The 17413-nt window shown below is 64.9% G+C and carries 13 protein-coding genes and 2 pseudogenes; 5 read left to right on the top strand and 10 right to left on the bottom strand.

The window, feature by feature from the left end; translation table 11 throughout:
• Positions 1-25: 25 nt before the first annotated feature.
• Positions 26-484: a tRNA (cytidine(34)-2'-O)-methyltransferase gene (locus IVB07_RS28885; RefSeq protein WP_018454940.1), complete on the bottom strand. Its 459-nt coding sequence runs from the start codon at positions 482-484 to the stop codon at positions 26-28.
• Positions 485-763: 279 nt separating this feature from the next.
• Between IVB07_RS28885 and petA the strand changes: the two genes are divergently transcribed.
• The 5 genes from petA (at position 764) to IVB07_RS28860 (ending at position 7277) form a co-directional block, all read left to right on the top strand.
• Entirely contained in the window at positions 764-1294 is a 531-nt protein-coding gene (gene petA / locus IVB07_RS28880) for a ubiquinol-cytochrome c reductase iron-sulfur subunit (protein WP_026232845.1), read from the top strand.
• A gap of 62 nt (positions 1295-1356) precedes the next feature.
• Positions 1357-3429, top strand: coding sequence for a cytochrome b/c1 (gene fbcH, locus IVB07_RS28875; protein WP_018454938.1), 2073 nt, complete (start codon positions 1357-1359; stop codon positions 3427-3429).
• Between the two features lie 144 nt (positions 3430-3573).
• Positions 3574-4248 carry a dienelactone hydrolase family protein gene (locus tag IVB07_RS28870; RefSeq protein WP_008134159.1) on the top strand — a complete coding sequence of 225 codons (675 nt, stop codon included), beginning with the start codon at positions 3574-3576 and terminating at the stop codon, positions 4246-4248.
• A gap of 314 nt (positions 4249-4562) precedes the next feature.
• Positions 4563-6725, top strand: coding sequence for an anthranilate synthase component I (locus IVB07_RS28865; protein WP_018454937.1), 2163 nt, complete (start codon positions 4563-4565; stop codon positions 6723-6725).
• Between the two features lie 12 nt (positions 6726-6737).
• Positions 6738-7277, top strand: coding sequence for an adenine phosphoribosyltransferase (locus IVB07_RS28860; RefSeq protein ID WP_007595035.1), 540 nt, complete (start codon positions 6738-6740; stop codon positions 7275-7277).
• Between the two features lie 23 nt (positions 7278-7300).
• On the opposite strand, the gene IVB07_RS28855 is transcribed toward IVB07_RS28860, so the two are convergent.
• The 9 genes and pseudogenes from IVB07_RS28855 to IVB07_RS28815 form a co-directional block, all read right to left on the bottom strand.
• Positions 7301-7633 carry a GIY-YIG nuclease family protein gene (locus IVB07_RS28855; RefSeq protein ID WP_018454936.1) on the bottom strand — a complete coding sequence of 111 codons (333 nt, stop codon included), beginning with the start codon at positions 7631-7633 and terminating at the stop codon, positions 7301-7303.
• A gap of 86 nt (positions 7634-7719) precedes the next feature.
• Positions 7720-8388 carry a hypothetical protein gene (locus tag IVB07_RS28850; RefSeq protein WP_018454935.1) on the bottom strand — a complete coding sequence of 223 codons (669 nt, stop codon included), beginning with the start codon at positions 8386-8388 and terminating at the stop codon, positions 7720-7722.
• Between the two features lie 60 nt (positions 8389-8448).
• A complete protein-coding gene (locus IVB07_RS28845; protein WP_018454934.1) occupies positions 8449-9204 on the bottom strand; it encodes a hypothetical protein in 756 nt (251 codons plus the stop codon).
• A gap of 205 nt (positions 9205-9409) precedes the next feature.
• Positions 9410-10653, bottom strand: a pseudogene (locus tag IVB07_RS28840) (M48 family metallopeptidase).
• A 32-nt stretch (positions 10654-10685) separates the two neighbouring features.
• Entirely contained in the window at positions 10686-11246 is a 561-nt protein-coding gene (locus IVB07_RS28835; RefSeq protein WP_085352637.1) for a LemA family protein, read from the bottom strand.
• 138 nt (positions 11247-11384) lie between these two features.
• Positions 11385-12364 (bottom strand): annotated as a pseudogene (locus tag IVB07_RS28830) (small ribosomal subunit Rsm22 family protein).
• 60 nt (positions 12365-12424) lie between these two features.
• Entirely contained in the window at positions 12425-15889 is a 3465-nt protein-coding gene (gene smc / locus IVB07_RS28825; protein ID WP_018454931.1) for a chromosome segregation protein SMC, read from the bottom strand.
• Between the two features lie 217 nt (positions 15890-16106).
• A complete protein-coding gene (locus tag IVB07_RS28820) occupies positions 16107-16781 on the bottom strand; it encodes a DsbA family protein (RefSeq protein WP_018454930.1) in 675 nt (224 codons plus the stop codon).
• 126 nt (positions 16782-16907) lie between these two features.
• Complete coding sequence (locus tag IVB07_RS28815) at positions 16908-17402, bottom strand: DciA family protein (RefSeq protein WP_018454929.1); 495 nt, start codon at positions 17400-17402, stop codon at positions 16908-16910.
• Positions 17403-17413: the final 11 nt, after the last annotated feature.

The raw sequence follows: 17413 nt of genomic DNA, 5'->3' as shown, positions 1-17413 counted from the left end.
TCTCTCCTCAACATACCTCAACATATTAAACTTGCGGGTTCCGGAGCTGCCGCAGCGCTTCGCCTGCGGCCATCGCCGCGGTCATGGCGACATTGAGCGACCTCAGCCCCGGAGCGATCGGGATCACCAGCCGCGCGTCCGCCGCCTCGACCACCGCCTCGGTGACGCCGGCGCTCTCGCGCCCGAATAGCAGGATGTCCGCCGTCTGGTAACGGAAATCGCGGTAGTCGGTCGCCCCCTTGGTGGTGAACAGCAGCAGGCGAGCGCCTTGCGCCGCCCGCCATTGCTCGAACTTTGACCAGGAGTCATGCCTGACGATGCTGACCTGATCGAGGTAGTCCATTCCCGCCCTGCGGAAATGCCGGTCGGAGACCGGGAAGCCCGCCGGTTCGATGATATGGGCGGCCATGCCCAGACAGGCGCAGAGCCTGAGAATCGTGCCGGTGTTCTGGGGGATGTCGGGTTGGAAAAGCGCTATCTGCATGGGCGGTGCCGGGTTCGGTGCGGGCCGGAAATGTCTCAATAAAACATCGCTGGCCGCGGAATTCGTGCATTGCACGCTCCCGCGCCGATAGCGGGCTTGCGCTCGCCCGGCAAGGGTGCCAATAGAACGATTCTGGACTGCTGTTTTCGCCTTGTTTTGGTGGGGGCACGCGAAGTTCTGCCGCCGCGGGGGGGCCGCGGGCGCCGGCAGGCTGTTCTGGGGACCTTGGGGGCTCCCGGAGCGGTTCCGCCGGCTGCATAAGAAGAAAGGGTTGGAATCGTGACGACAGCGTCTTCGGCGGACCATCCGACACGCCGTGATTTCTTATTCGTTGCAACGGGGGCAGCTGCAGCAGTAGGGGGCGCAGCCGCGCTCTGGCCCTTTATCTCCCAAATGAATCCTGATGCGTCGACCATCGCCGCTGGTGCGCCGATCGAGGTCGATCTCAGCCCGGTTGCCGAGGGGCAGGACATCAAGGTGTTCTGGCGCGGCAAGCCGATCTATATCAGCCACCGCACCAAGAAGCAGATCGACGAGGCGCGCGCCGTCAACGTGGCGAGCCTGCCCGATCCGCAGTCCGACGAGGCCCGGGTCAAGTCCGGCCATGAGCAGTGGCTGGTCGTGATCGGCATCTGCACCCATCTCGGCTGCATCCCGATCGCCCATGAAGGCAATTACGACGGGTTCTTCTGCCCCTGCCATGGTTCGCAGTACGATTCGTCCGGCCGCATCCGCCAGGGGCCCGCGCCCGCGAACCTGCCGGTGCCGCCGTACCAGTTCGTTTCCGACACCAAAATCCAGATCGGCTGAGCTTCGGGCCCTCGTCCGAAGCTTCGCGCCGTCTCGTCGTATTATTTCCTCAGGATCGCATCATGAGCGGACCATCCGACTACCAGCCGAGCAATCCGGCCCTGCAATGGATCGAGCGACGTCTGCCGATCCTCGGCCTCATGCACTCCTCCTTCGTGGTCTATCCCACCCCGCGCAACCTGAACTATTGGTGGACCTTCGGCGCCATCCTCTCCTTCATGCTGGGGATCCAGATCCTGACCGGCGTGATCCTGGCGATGCACTACACGCCGCATGCCGACCTCGCCTTCAAGTCGGTCGAGCTGCTCGTCCGTGACGTCAATTACGGCTGGCTGCTGCGCAACATGCATGCCGTCGGCGCCTCGATGTTCTTCGTCGCTGTCTACGTCCACATGCTGCGCGGCCTCTATTACGGCTCCTACAAGGAGCCGCGCGAGGTGCTGTGGATCCTTGGCGTCATCATCTACCTCCTGATGATGGCGACGGGCTTCATGGGCTACGTGCTGCCGTGGGGCCAGATGAGCTTCTGGGGCGCCACCGTCATCACCAATCTGTTCTCCGCCATCCCCTATGTCGGCGAGAGCATCGTGACGCTCTTGTGGGGCGGCTATTCGGTCGGCAACCCGACGCTGAACCGCTTCTTCTCGCTGCACTATCTACTGCCGTTCCTGATCGCGGGCGTCGTCGTGCTCCACGTCTGGGCGCTGCATGTCTCCGGCCAGAACAACCCTGATGGCGTCGAGCCCAAGACGGAAAAGGACACTGTTCCGTTCACGCCGCATGCAACCATCAAGGATATGTTCGGCGTCTCCTGCTTCATGCTGCTCTACGCCTGGTTCATCTTCTACATGCCGAATTATCTCGGCGACGCCGACAATTACATTCCGGCGAACCCGGGCGTGACGCCGCCGCACATCGTGCCGGAATGGTATTACCTGCCTTTCTACGCGATCCTGCGCTCGATCCCGAACAAGCTCGCGGGCGTGATCGGGATGTTCTCGGCGATCATCATCCTGTGCTTCCTGCCCTGGCTCGACGCCGCCAGGACGAAGTCGTCGAAGTACCGTCCGCTGGCCAAGCAGTTCTTCTGGATCTTCGTCGCGGTCTGCATCCTGCTCGGCTATCTCGGCGCGCAGCCGCCGGAAGGCATCTATGTGATCGCCGGCCGGGTCCTGACGTTCTGCTATTTCGCCTACTTCCTGATCGTGCTGCCGCTGCTCTCGCGGATCGAGAAGCCGCGTCCGGTGCCGAACTCGATCTCGGATGCCGTCCTGGCCAAAACCGGGAGCAGGTCGACGCCGATGGTGTCGAGCGCGATCGTGCTTGCGCTGGCGGGCGCGTTGTTTGCGGGCTCAGCCGACAGCGCGCGCGCCTCCGAAGGCAGCGACAAGCCGCCGGGCAACAAATGGTCGTTCGCCGGTCCGTTCGGCAAGTACGATCGCGGCGCATTGCAACGCGGCCTGAAGGTCTACAAGGAAGTCTGCGCCAACTGTCACGGCCTGTCCTACGTCGCCTTCCGCAATCTCGCGGAAGCCGGCGGTCCCGGCTATTCGGTCGCGCAGGCTGCAGCCTTCGCCTCCGACTACAAGGTCAAGGATGGTCCGAACGACGCCGGCGACATGTTCGAACGCGCGGGCCGGCCGGCGGATTATTTCCCCTCGCCATTCCCGAACGAGCAGGCGGCGCGTGCGGCGAACGGCGGCGCGGCGCCGCCGGATCTGTCGCTGATCACCAAGGCGCGTTCCTACGGCCGCGGCTTCCCGATGTTCATCGTCGACTTCTTCACCCAGTATCAGGAGCAGGGTCCGGACTACGTCTCGGCGCTGCTCCAGGGCTTTGAGGACAAGGCGCCCGAAGGTGTGACCATCCCGGAGGGCTCCTACTACAACAAGTACTTCCCGGGCCACGCCATCAAGATGCCGAAGCCGCTCAGCGACGGCCAGGTCACCTATGACGACGGCTCGCCGACCACTGTCGCGCAGTATTCCAAGGACGTCACCACGTTCCTGATGTGGACCGCCGAACCGCATATGGAAGCGCGCAAGCGCCTCGGTTTCCAGGTGTTCATCTTCCTGATCATCTTCGCCGGCCTGATGTACTTCACCAAGAAGAAGGTCTGGGCAGACTCGCACTGAGGGGCCCGAGGCGAGAATGAAGAGGCCCCCGCAAGGGGGCTTTTTTGTTGGGCACGAGAGTGTGTTGTCAGGCGCGATTGCCTATCGCCCGCTCAAACGCCAAAATGCCGCCAACCGCTCCCCAAAAACTCGTCGGAGGACACCATGGGAACCGCCATCACCTTCAAGCGCCCGGACGGCAAGGACGCATCGGGCTATCTCGCCAATGCCGCGCGCGGCAACGCGCCGGGCGTGGTGGTGATCCAAGAATGGTGGGGCCTTTCGGACCAGATCAAGGGCCTCTGCGACCGCTTCGCGCTCGCCGGTTTCGATGCGCTGGCGCCAGATCTCTACAAGGGCAAGGTGGTGCCGTATCACGACACCGACGCCGCCGGCAAAGAGATGAACTCGCTCGACTTCATGGACGCCACCACGCAGACGGTGCGCGGCGCCACGCAATATCTGTCGCGCAACGGCGCCAAGGTGGGCCTGACCGGCTTCTGCCTCGGCGGCGCCGTCACCATCATCGGCGCGGTGCATGTGCCGGAGCTCGCCGCCGGCGTGGTGTTCTACGGCATCCCGCCAGAGCAGGCGGCCAAGCCCGCCGACGTCAAGATCCCGCTTCAGGCCCATTTCGCCAACAAGGACGATTGGTGCACGCCGGAGCTGGTCAACGGTTTCGAAAAGGCCATGAAGGCCGCCGGCAAGTCGCTGGAGCTGTTCCGCTATGACGCCGAGCACGCTTTCGTCAACGAGCAGCGCCAGGCCGTGCACGACCGGGAAGCCGCCGAGCTCGCCTGGGGCAGGGCGACGGAGTTTTTCAGGAAGCATCTGGGGTAGGTGTGCTGCGCCAGTCGCGCTACCATTTCAGTGTCGCCCCGGCCTGGTGCGCAATTGCCCGGCCTTCGCCGGGACGACTGTGGTGATCGGCGTTGAGCAGCCAGCCCAGCCAGCCTTGACGTCGTCCCCGCGCCATGGTGAGTATCCGCCCATGAGCACCGCCGTCCGCCCATCCCGTCTTTGGTGGCGCACCTCCTGAGAGGTGGCCGGTGCGATTTATTCTCCCAAAATCGTCTGAGGTCGCCCACGCAGTGCGGCGGCCTGATCGTTTGTCCTGTGTGGCGTTCCCTCGACAAGTTTCGTAAGAGGACCCCATGAACAGGACCGTCTTTGCCCTTCCGGCTCGAAGCGACTACGTGACCCGCGCAGGGCTTGCGATCACGCGCGTGGCGGAACAGTTTTCCGGCGGCGCCAACCGGCTCGACGATCTCGTCAGCCTGCTCGACCGTCGCCGCGGCGTGGTGCTGTCGTCGGGGACGACCGTGCCCGGCCGCTACGAGAGTTTTGACCTCGGCTTCTCCGATCCGCCGCTCAAGCTCGAGACCACCGGCGTCAATTTCAAGCTGGAAGCGCTGAACGCGCGCGGGGAGGTCCTGATCGCCTTCCTTGCGGATGTCTTGCGCGAGCCCTGCGTCGTGATCTCCGAGAAGACGCCCACGCGCCTTGCGGGTCATATCGTCCGCGGCGAAGCCCCGATCGACGAAGACCAGCGCACGCGGCGCGCCAGCGTGATGTCGCTGGTGCGCGATCTCGTCGCCGCTTTCTCCGCCAATGACGACGGCGTGCTCGGCCTGTTCGGCGCCTTCGCCTACGACCTCGTGTTCCAGATCGAGGACCTCGTGCAGAAGCGCGCGCGCGAGAGCGACCAGCGCGACATCGTGCTCTACGTCCCCGATCGCCTGCTCGCCTATGACCGCGCCACCGGCCGCGGCGTCGTGCTCACATACGATTTCGCGTGGAAGGGCAAGTCCACCGCGGGCCTGCCGCACGAGACCGCCGAGAGCCCCTACCTCAAGACACCGCGCCAGGGTTTTGCCGATCACGCCCCCGGCGAATATCAGGCCACTGTCGAGACCGCGCGCGCTGCCTTTGCGCGTGGCGATCTGTTCGAGGCGGTGCCGGGGCAGCTCTTCGCCGAGCCCTGCGACCGCTCGCCGGCGGAAGTGTTCCAGCGGCTCTGTGTCATCAATCCGTCGCCCTACGGCGCGCTGATGAATCTCGGCGAGGGCGAATTTCTCGTCTCGGCCTCTCCGGAAATGTTCGTGCGCTCGGACGGACGCCGGGTCGAGACCTGCCCGATCTCGGGGACGATCGCGCGCGGTACCGATGCGATCGGCGATGCCGAGCAGATCCGCCAGCTCCTGAACTCCGAGAAGGACGAGTTCGAGCTCAACATGTGCACCGACGTCGACCGCAACGACAAGGCGCGCGTCTGCGTTCCCGGCACCATCAAGGTGCTGGCGCGCCGGCAGATCGAGACCTATTCAAAACTGTTCCACACCGTCGACCATGTCGAAGGCATGCTGCGTCCCGGCTTCGATGCGCTCGACGCCTTTCTCACCCACGCCTGGGCCGTCACCGTCACTGGCGCACCAAAACTCTGGGCGATGCAGTTCGTCGAGGATCACGAGCGCTCGCCCCGCCGCTGGTATGCCGGCGCGATCGGGGCGGTGAATTTCGACGGCAGCATCAACACCGGCCTCACCATCCGGACCATCCGGATGAAGGAGGGCCTCGCGGAAGTGCGTGTCGGCGCCACCTGTCTGTTCGACTCCGATCCCGCCGCCGAGGACCGCGAATGCCAGGTCAAGGCCGCGGCCCTGTTCCAGGCGCTGCGCGGCGATCCGCCGAAGCCGCTGTCGGCCTTTGCGCCCGACGCCACCGGAAGCGGCAAGCGGGTACTGCTGATCGACCATGACGACAGCTTCGTCCATATGCTGGCCGATTACTTCCGCCAGGTCGGCGCCGACGTCACCGTGGTCCGCCATGTGCATGCGCTCGACATGCTCAAGCAGAAGCGGTGGGATTTGCTGGTGCTGTCGCCAGGGCCGGGCAGGCCCGAGGATTTTGGGATCAAGAAGACCATCGACGCGGCGCTGGAGGACAAGCTGCCGGTGTTCGGCGTCTGCCTCGGCGTCCAGGCGATCGGCGAGTATTTCGGCGGCGAGCTCGGGCAGCTCACGCATCCCGCCCATGGCCGGCCCTCGCGGGTTCAGGTACGTGGCGGGCGGCTGATGCGCAATCTGCCGAACGAGATCGTCATCGGCCGCTATCACTCGCTGTATGTCGAGCGCGACAGCATGCCGGAGGTGCTATCCGTCACCGCCAGCACCGAGGACGGCGTCGCCATGGCGCTCGAGCACAAGACCCTGCCGGTCGCCGGCGTGCAATTCCATCCGGAATCGCTGATGTCGCTGAGCGGCGAGGTGGGCTTACGAATTGTCGAGAACGCGTTCCGCCTGGATGCGTCGCGCTGATTGAGAGGCACCATGACTTTTGACCATGATCTGAAGGCGAGCGTCCGCACCATCCCGGACTATCCGAAACCCGGGATCTTGTTCCGCGACATCACCACGTTGCTCGCAGATGCGCGTGCGTTCCGCCGTGCGGTCGACGAACTCGTCAATCCCTGGGCCGGCAACAAGATCGACAAGGTCGCTGGCATGGAAGCGCGCGGCTTCATCATCGGTGGCGCGGTGGCGCACCAGGTTTCGGCCGGCTTCGTGCCGATCCGGAAAAAAGGCAAGCTGCCGCACACCACCGTGCGGATCGCTTACTCTCTCGAATACGGCATCGACGAGATGGAGATGCATGTCGACGCCATCCAGCCGGGTGAGCGTGTGATCCTGGTCGACGACCTCATCGCCACCGGCGGCACCGCGGAAGGTGCGGTGAAGCTGCTGCGCCAGATCGGCGCCAATGTGGTCGCCGCCTGCTTCATCATCGATCTGCCCGATCTCGGCGGCGCCGCCAAGCTGCGCGCGATGGACGTGCCGGTGCGCACGCTGATGACGTTCGAGGGGCACTGAGGGCACGGCACGGCTGGCGACGTTCAGATCGGCTCGGCCTTTAGCTCCGACAGCCAATGCAGCATGCGCTCTTTGAGGAGCGCATTCCTGACATAGTCGCTCGCCTCATCTTTCAGCCGCTCGCATTCGCCGAGTGTCAGGCCTGCCTCACCGTGCATGTTCCACGCAGTCTGGAGTCTACGGCAGGTGTGGCTACCCTGGCGCAGCGAGAACCAGATGCGATTCTGGATTGTCTCGAGGTTCGAGGCTTGGCCGACCCAGGCCTCGCCCGAGGCCGCGCAGCGGACGACGTAGATGCCGGCAACGGTCTTCCGCTCCTTATAGGCGGCGATTGCTGCTTTACGGTCGATGCTCACGGTGAAGAGGCCTTGCTGAGGAACGATGGTGCGTACACTCAGTAACCGCAACGTCGCTGGGCGTCAATATTATCCGGGTAAAATATTCAGGACCGTTGCAGGATCAGGCTGAGCTCGAGTTCGCGGAAGGCGAGGTAATTGCGCCGGGTCCATTGGTGCAGCTCGGTCGAGGCATCCTTCTCCTGGCGAAGATAGCCGGTGAAGGAGAAATTCAGGCGGCTGATATAGGTCTTCAGGAATCCGGGCAGCGCCGGCAGGCGCAGCAGCCGGCCGCCGGCCATCGCTTCCGGCAGCTCGCCGCGCACGATGTGCTCGTTGTCCACCGTGATCAGGTTGATCCGCGGGATCTGTTCGCGCAGCATCTCGTGGGCGCGGGCCGAGACGCGGTCGGTGTCGGCGACGAACAGGATCATCGGCGCGACGTGGCGGCGCGCAGCCTCTTTCAAGAGGCCGATCTCCTCCGTCATCTTGAAGAACTCGTCAAAGGCGTGGAAGCCGAGGTCGATCACCTTGGCAAGCCCGTCATCGACGATGACACGATCCATCAGCTGCATCTTGCCGTAGGTGTCGATCACGTCGGCGGTCTCGGTGATCGTTGGCAGATAGTCGAGCAGCGACGGCTCCTTCAGGTTGACGTCGAAGGCCACGACGTTGCCGTTCTTGAGCAGCAAAAATTCGCTCAAAAGCCGCGCCAGCAGGGTCTTGCCGACCTGCGGGCGGGGCGAGCAAATGATGTAGAGGGGCGTTGCGGACATCGATAGCTATATCAGTCGAACTTGGCGACCAATCCAGCCGTATCCGCCCGGCTTGCGCAACTATTTTTCGCTGTTGCGGGCCCCGGATTTCGTCGAGCCGACGATATCGGTCAGCCGGATCCGATCGAACTCACTCCAGACGTTCGCCAGCCAGTGTCGGACATAACCACGCAGCACGAAGGAGTAGTTGGCGGCCTCGTCGTTGACGCCCTTGTTGGCGACGAATTTCAGGAATGGGACGGAGGACACCTCGACCTGCTCATAGGCCATTTCGTTGAGCTTGGGGATGGTCAGCTCGGTCGCGTCCTTGATGCGGTTGAAATACGATTGGTAAGTCGACTGATCCCACTGGAAGAACTGAGTATCGTTGATGAAGTTCTTCACCAGGAAATATTTCGCGCCGCCCATGAAGCCCGCGGTCTCGGCGATCTCGTCCAGCGAGGCGATCGAGGGTCCGAGGATGTGGAACACGGCAAAGGTGATCTGGCCGGCCTTGGCGGCGTCGAGGAATCCGATGTCGCGCAAGGAGGCGAGCGCCGGCGAGAGCAGGCCGGCCCGGACGTCGATCACGGTGACCGACGGGCTCGTCGCGTTGAGCGTATCGAAGATCTTCATCTGATCCGACGTCGTCGTCATGTCGACGATCTCGGTGATGTCAGGATGGAAGCGCTTCAGGGTTCCGCGCGGCGATTCGGTGTCGAAAGCGCGCGTCGGCACGTTGTTGGCGGAAAAATAATCGAGCAGGGTGCGCGACACCGTGGTCTTGCCGACCCCACCCTTGTCCGCGCCCACCACAACCACTGCCGGCTTTGCCATTGCTGTCCCCTAACGCGCGCCCCCGATCGCGAGGTTGCAATCGGACGGGCCCCAAATCGATGTCGCAGACATGTCCCAAGTCTGCTGTTGGGCGCGAACATGGCAGAAACAAGGGAGAATTCAATTCCGCAGGGCCCAGTTATGGCAATTCCCGAGGTTTTTCCCAAGCACGACGAATCCTGCCGGGCATGGCGTCAAATCACGCTCAATGGCGGCCCCAAGGACCCAAGGAATTGCCCAAGGGATTGCTTACTCGATTGCCTATCGGGTTGCTGCTGGCGGTTCCGGCGGAGCTGGGTGCGGGCAGGGGCGGCGGACTGGCCGCGCCGCCTACGTCGTTCCAGGGCCCCTGGCGCGGTGGCGGTCGGACGCCCTGCTGGTCGGCTGCGTGTCTGGCTCCTCGGCCTCGTCGGCGGAAAGCGGCAGCGGGCCGGGATCATGGCCGCCGGCGAACTTGACCAACGCGTCGACTCGCGACTGCACCGAGGGGTGGGTCGCGAACAAATCGGCAAAACCCTCGCGCGGATTGTCGACGCAGAGCTCCATCACTGCCGAGGTTGCGCCCGGCAGCTCGCCGCGGTTCTCGATCTTGCGCAGTGCCGAGATCATGGCGTCCGGATTTTTCGTCAGCTCGACGGAGCCTGCGTCCGCGAGATATTCGCGCGAGCGCGACAGCGCGAGCTTCACCACCTGAGACAACAGCCAGGCCACCACGATCAGCACGACCGCGATGATGATGACGATCACCGCGCCGCCGCCCGAACTCTTGCTGTCGTTCGACGACGAGGACGATCGTGACGAGGAGGAGCCCGACGACCACGAGCCGCCGGAGCCGGAGCTCCAGCTGAAATTCGTGAACAGGCGGAAGAACAGTTCGCCGAAGAATCCGACCACGCCCGCGATGATGACGGCGACCACCATGAGCTGCACGTCGCCGTTCTTGATATGGGTCAGCTCGTGACCCAGCACCGCCTCGATTTCCTGGTCGTCCAGCGCATTGAGGAGACCGGTGGTGACGGTGACCGAATATTGCCGCGGGTTGAGGCCGGTCGCGAACGCGTTCAGCGCCGGGCTTTCCATGATCTTCAGCTTCGGCATCGTGATGCCGCGCGAGATGCAGAGATTTTCAAGCAGATTATAGAGCCGCGGCTGCTCCTGCCGGGTGACGTCGTGGCCGCCGGTCACCGCATCGATCATCGACTGGTGGAAGAAATAGGCGATCACGATCCAGGTCGCTGCCACGACGGTCGCAACCGGTGCGGCGACTTTCAGATCATAGAAGGCGCGTCTCAGATAATGGAGGACGGTCTCGTCGCCATTGATGACGGCTTCGGCGATCAGCGCGCCGGCATAGACCAGCACGTAGACCAGCGCGAACAGACCGGCGAGCAGGAGCATCGAACGAAACTTGTTCGAGGCGATGTGCGTGTAGAGACCATACGCGGCCATGACGCGATGCCCTGCCGGCCTATCGGCTCAACTCAGAATTTCACCTGCGGCGTGGCCTCGACCTCGGTGCGGCTGGCGCCGAGATCGAAGAAGTCCTTTTTGGTGAAGCCGAACATGCCGGCGAACAAGGCTGCCGGCATCTGCTGGATGCCGGTGTTGTATTCCTGGACCGCGCTGTTGAAGAAGCGTCGGCTGGCCGCGATCTTGTTCTCGAGATCGGACAGCTCGCTGGCGAGCTGCTGGAAATTGGCGTTGGCCTTGAGGTCGGGATAGGCCTCCGACAGCGCGATCAGTCGGCCGAGCGCGCCGGAGAGCTGGGTCTCGGCCGCGGACACCTGCGCCGGTCCCTGCGCCGACATCGCCGAATTGCGCGCCTTGATGACGTCGTCGAGCGTGCCGCGCTCATGCGAGGCATAGCCCTTCACCGTCTCGACCAGGTTCGGGATCAGATCGTGGCGCTGCTTGAGCTGCACGTCGACGTCGGCAAAGGCCTGGCCGACGCGCTGGCCCAGCGCCACCAGCCGATTGTAGGCGGCGAAGGCAAAGAACACGAGGACGACGATAACGCCGAGAACGATCCAGCCGGTCGACATGGAGAACTCCTGAAGGGGGAAGAAGGCGGGCGCTAGGGTAGACCAAATTGACGCCGAGCGAGAGCCCGGTACAGACGAGAGGTAAGACTTGGTCGGATGAGGGACTATCCGAGTTCAAGGCGAAAGCGCCGGAGCAGGTTAACTTTCGGACAGGATGGCATCACCCCAGCGCCAGCGGCGGGCGCTTGCATAGGCGACCTTGTCCCGCCGTGGGACTTTGGCGAGTTCGACGCCTTGCTCGGTGCAGAGCTTTGCCGTGATCTCGGCCTTGCCGAGATCCGGCGGCGCCAACACGCGCGCGGCGCGGGTGGCGGGAGGCCTACGGGTTAGCGCCACGTAGATGAATCGCTCGTCCTCGAACGGCACCTCGGCGCCCTTGATTTGGCGGTGAGCCTGCAGCGCGGCAAGCGCTGGGAGAAATGGCACCAGTCGGGCGCCGTCAGCGGACACGGCTTTTCGTGCGGGCAGGGTGCGGCGACATAGGCGCCCGCCGCGATCAGTTGCTGGCGCAAGGTGAGGATGCGGGCGTAGCCGGCGGGCGTGCCGGGCTCGATCACGACCAGCACGTGGCGCGCTTTCGCCCACATCGCTTCCGCGAGCTTGCGTTGATCGCCCTCGCTGAGCTCGCCGATGACATAGCTCGCGACGACGAGATCGGCTTGCGAAACCTCAGCGAGGTTCGCGCCGGCATCGCCCGGCAGATAGCGGCAATTCGCCAGACGCGTGCTGTCGCGCGCCAGTTCGAGCGCGAGACGGCTCAGCGTGGCGTTGGCATCGAGCAGGGTGAAGGATTGCAGCGACGGAAAAGCTTCCGCAGCGGCCCAGCTCGCGGTGCCCGGACCTGCGCCGACGTCGAGCAGCGTTTCCGGACCGAGGTCCGGTGCGACCTCGGTCAGCGCATTCAGACTTGCCGCCACCGCAGCGTAGGTCGCCGGCATCCTCGCGAGCGCATAGGCGAGCGCATCGGCCTCGGACTTGATCGTGCCGGAGCCGCCCCCTGCACGATAGGTGGTCGAGATTTTCTGCGATCGCTGCGCAGCGTCGGTGCGCGAGAACCCCTGGAGCTTGCCGTCGAGGGCCGCTTTCAGTTCGGCGGGGAGGGTGGGTGAGATCATCATTCGTGGTCATCATCCGCTTGCGCGGATGACGACGTCAATGGGTGCGTGACGGGAGCGGACTCACGCCACGTTCTGGTCGAGAATGTCCACCGCCTCTTGCAGGTTCACCGACACCAGTTGCGAGACCCCGCGTTCGGCCATGGTGACGCCGAACAGGCGGTTCATCCTCGCCATCGTGATCGGGTTGTGGGTGATGATGATGAAGCGCGTGTCGGTCGAGGCGGTCATCTCGTGCAACAGGTTGCAATAGCGCTCGACGTTGTGGTCGTCGAGCGGCGCGTCGACTTCGTCCAGCACGCAGATCGGCGAGGGATTGGTGAGGAACACCGCGAAGATCAGCGCCATCGCGGTCAGCGCCTGCTCACCGCCGGAGAGCAGCGATAGCGTCTGCGGCTTCTTGCCCGGCGGCTTGGCGATGATTTCGAGGCCGGCTTCAAGAGGGTCATCGCTCTCGATCAAATGCAACGCGGCTTCGCCGCCACCGAACAGCTCCACGAACAGGCGCTTGAAGTGGTTGTTGACGACCTCGAACGAGGTCAGGAGCCGCTCGCGAGCTTCCTTGTTGAGGCTCTGGATACCCTGGCGCAACCGCTTGATGGCCTCGACGAGGTCGTCGCGCTCGGTGACCAGACCATTATGCTGGGTCTCGACCTCGCGCAGCTCTTCCTCGGCGCGCAAATTGACCGCGCCCAGGCGCTCGCGATCGCGGCGCATCTTTTCGAGGTCTTCCTCGATGTCGTGCAGCGGCGGCAGCTCGGCGCCGGGCTCGATCTCGGCGAGCCCGGCAACGGCCTGCGGCTCGACTTCGAGCATGTCGCGGATCTCGCGCTCGATGTCATCGAGCCTGCGCCGCGCGCTTTCCATGCGCTCCTCGGCGCGGGCGGTGGCCTCGCGCGAGCTCGACAGCGCCTCGAGCGTCAGCTTGGCGACGCGATCGGTTTCGGCCATCGCGGTTTCCGCGCTGGCGAGCGCGTCGGCGGCCATGCGGCGGTCGTTTTCGGCATATTCGATCTCGGTGATCAGCGCGCTGCGCTTCTCCGCGAACACGGCCGGCGCGTTCTCGAGATCGCTGCGCTCGATTGAGACTTCGGCGATGCGCGCCTGGATGGTGTCGATGTGGGAGGCCGCGCTCTCCTTGCGGTTCTGCCACTCGGTGCGTTCGGCGAGGATCGCCTGCACGCGGCGGTCGGCCAGCTCGGCTTCGCGCGCCAGCGCCTGTGCCTCGGCCCGGACCTGGGCGGCCATGCGACGATGACCTTCGATGTCGCTGCGGACAGCGGCGAGACGGGTTTCGGTGTCCTCGCTCGACGGCAGCTCGGAGATCCCGGCTTCGGCGTATTCGTAGGCGGCTTCGGCCTCGGCGCGGTCGGCGGCCAGACGGCTGTGCGCTTCCGACAGCGTCGCCTTGCGTGCAGCGTGGCGGCTGATCTCGCGCTCGACCGTGGCATGGCGCTCGCGCGCGACGTTGAGTTCGCGCTGCGCAGCGCGCCAGGCTTCGCGGCTCGCACCTTCGGTGCTGGCGGCCATCTGCAGCTCGGCCTCGGCGTTCTCCAGCGCCTGACGCTTGATCTGCGCGTCGATGCGGGCCTGCTCCAGCTCGTTCTCGATGTCGATGAGGCGGGCGCGCTCGGCAAGCCGCCTTGCTGCGCCGGTCGGCGCGTGGGCGGCTGCGACAAAACCGTCCCAGCGCCAGACGTCGCCTTCGGGCGAGACCAGCCGCTGGCCGGTCTTGAGCTGCGAGACCAGCTCGGCGCCGCGCTCGCGCGGCACCACGCCGATCTGCGCCAGGCGGCGGGTCAGCTCGGCCGGGGCCTGCACGTGGCTGGCGAGAGGCACGACGCCTTCGGGCAGTTCCGGATCGCCGTCGGTGACGCCGGCATTGGTCCAGCGCATCGGCGCGGACGGATCGACCGGGGCGTCCAGATCGTCCCCAAGGGCTGCGCCGATCGCCTTTTCAAATCCCTTGTCGACGGTGATGCCGTCGATGATCGGCGGCCACAAATTCTTGGTCTCGCCGTTGAGGATCTTGGAGATCGTGCGCGCCTCGGTATCGAGCCGCTGCACGCGCTTGTCGGCTTCGACCAGCGGCGAGCGCGAGGATTCCAGCGTCTGCCGCGCGGCGACGTGCGCGGCTTCGCTGGCCTGAGCGGCGGCTTCCGAGGCCGCCAGCGTCTGCTCGGCGCTCTCGACCGTCGCGGTCAGCTCGTCGAGATCGCCGAAGCCGCCGGTCTCCTCGGTGAGCTTCTGCTCTTCCGCCGCGACGTTCGAAATCTCCTGGTCGAGCCGGGCGAGCTTGTCGCGGTGGGTGCGAACGTTGGCTTCGAGTTGGTTGCGCTTGGCGGTGAGGTCTGCGAGCGCGGTGGTGAGCTCGGCGAACTGCTGCTCGGTTTCGGTCAGCACCGCCTCGGCTTCGGCGACACGCTCGTCGACGCCGGAGCGCTTCTCAACGCGCGACTTGATCTCTTCCTTCAGCTCGGCATCTTCGGCGTCGAGGCGCTGCAGCGCGATATCGGCGTCCATGGTCTGCTGCTGGGCGCGCGAGATGTCGCCTTCGAACTGCGCGAGGCGCCGCTCGAGTTCCGCGACGCGCTCCTTGGCGCGCTCTTCCTCGCGATCGAGCAGCTCGCGGGCGTTGGTCAGGCGCTGCAGCCCCGCTGCGGCGCGCGCTTCGGCATCGCGCAGCGCCGGCATTTCGGCGGCGCGAATCGCCTGGATGCGAGCGGCCTCGGCCTGGTGCTGGGTCCGCTCGGCCATCTCGCGGACCGCGAGATCGTGGGTCTGGCCGGATTCGTTGACGTCGGCATGGGCGCCGATCCAGCGCAGATGGAACAGGGTTGCTTCGGCCTTGCGGACCTTGGCCGCAACTTCGCGATAGCGCACGGCCTGGCGGGCCTGCTTCTTGAGGCCTTCCATTTGCCCCGCGAGCTGGCCGATCACGTCCTCGACGCGGGTGAGATTGGTTTCAGCCGCCTTGAGCCGCAGCTCGGCTTCGTGGCGGCGGGCGTGCAGGCCGGCCACGCCGGCGGCGTCTTCCAGCACGCGGCGGCGCTGCTCGGGCTTGGCCTGAATGATCTCGCCGATCTTGCCCTGGTGGACGAGAGCCGGCGAGCGCGCGCCGGTGGCGGCGTCGGCGAACAGAATCTGCACGTCGCGGGCGCGCACGTCGCGGCCGTTGATGCGGTAGACCGAACCGGCCTCGCGCTCGATGCGGCGGGAGATTTCCAGAAGCTGGCTGTCGTTCATCGCCGCCGGCGCGGTGCGATCGGAATTGTCGATCGTCATCGTCACTTCGGCGTGGTTGCGCGCGGGGCGATTGCCGGAGCCGGCGAAGATCACCGCGTCCATGTCGGCGGCGCGCAGCGACTTGTAGGAGGTCTCGCCCATTGCCCAGCGCAGCGCCTCGACGAGATTCGACTTGCCGCAGCCGTTGGGCCCGACCACGCCGGTCAGGCCGGGCTCGATGACGAAGTCGGTGGCCTCAACGAAGGACTTGAAGCCGTGAAGGCGCAGGCGGGTGATTTTCATAAGCACGCATCTCTGTTGGCAGGCGCGAATCCCCCTGCCGGGACAATACCATGGAAGGCAATGTCGGTATCCGGGCGAGTCGCGCGAGGCGCCTCATGCGGCTGGACAATGGCCGCGGTGCGCTGCGAGGGCAACCGGCGAAAGCCGCTTTTCCCAAGGGATTTATGCCGGGAAAGATACGGCTATCGAGATGCGAATCAGGATTGCGCCGTGCGAATCAGCTCTTGAGCAGCGGATTGATCTTCTTGGCGAATTCCTCGAACGAGGTCTCGCCCTTGATCTTCTCGCCGTTGACGAAGAACGTCGGCGTCGAATCGACCTTCAGAACGTCGCTGGCATATTTCTGGTCGGCGGCGATCTTGTCGAGCAGCGCCTGGTCCTTCAGGCAGGCCTCGACCTGCTGCTGGGTGAGACCGGCCTGCTTGCCGATCCGCGTCAGGGTCTCCGTGGTGTTCTTCACGACCCAATCGTTCTGCTGGCGGAACAGCATGTCGGTGACGGCAAAGTATTTCGGCGCGTCGCCATTGGCGATGCAGCGCGACAGCATCGAGCCGGCGGCGGCTTTGATGTCGAGCGGGAACTCGCGGAAGACGTAACGCACCTTGCCGGTGTCGATGTATTCCGACTTGATCTTGGGAAACACTTGCTCATTGAAGGCCGCGCAATGCGGGCAGGTCATCGAGGCGTATTCGGTGATGGTGACGGCGGCGTCCTTCGGGCCCAGCGCCATGTCGGGCAGCGACACCGGTTTGGCCACGTCACCAGCCGCTGCCTGCGCCATGGCTTCAGGGATCATGGCATCGGAGATGAATCGCAGCGGAGAGAACCCGGCGAGCGCGGCAAGCCCGGTCAGCGACAGCATCGAGGTGAAGGCGCGGCGGGTGATGATCAAGGTCGGCTCCCGGATTGGCGTGGTCTCGCCCGAATTCCCATTCAGACGGCCTGTCGCTAGCTTGAAACGTCGTTTGAGGCAATGGCGAGCGGCAAGGACAGGTCCAGTTTGGCCGCAGAATAAGGCTCAATTTCGCTTGATGGCGGCCCCGAGGCGCGCCAGCGCCGACTTCAATTGTTCATCTTCGATATCGCCCAGGCGCTCAGCCACCTCGGCCACCGATTTGGCGTCCGGCGGGCCGGGCCGGGTCGGCCGGCGGGCGCGTGATAGCGGAGCCTGGCGAAAGGCCAGCTTGCCGACCGCGCTCCAGCCGAAGAAGCGGTTGACCCGCTGCAGGATCACATCGGCGGAGTGCTGGATCTCGAGCGCCATCGGCCCCTCGACCCGCAGCACCAGCGTCGCCGGCTCCTGCGGCTGACCCTCGACCGGCCGCGGCCATTGCATCTTGAGCGGCTCGGCGTGCGCCGCGATCTCCGGCCCGGCAATCTGCGCCCATCGCGTCACCAGCTCGCGCGCGGCAAATCCCTGCTTGGCATAGGCCTCGGCAAAGACGTCGTTGAGCAGGAGCGATAGCGGCTTGGCGCTGATGGGACCGGGTTTGATGGGTCGAAGCTTGGACATGGGACCTTATA

Origin of the sequence: Bradyrhizobium sp. 172 (genome assembly GCF_023101065.1) — a bacterium.
In the GTDB taxonomy this organism is placed as follows: Bacteria; Pseudomonadota; Alphaproteobacteria; order Rhizobiales; family Xanthobacteraceae; genus Bradyrhizobium; species Bradyrhizobium canariense_D.
The sequence above is the reverse complement of the archived record's forward strand: the minus strand, read 5'-3'. Positions and strand labels throughout refer to the sequence as shown.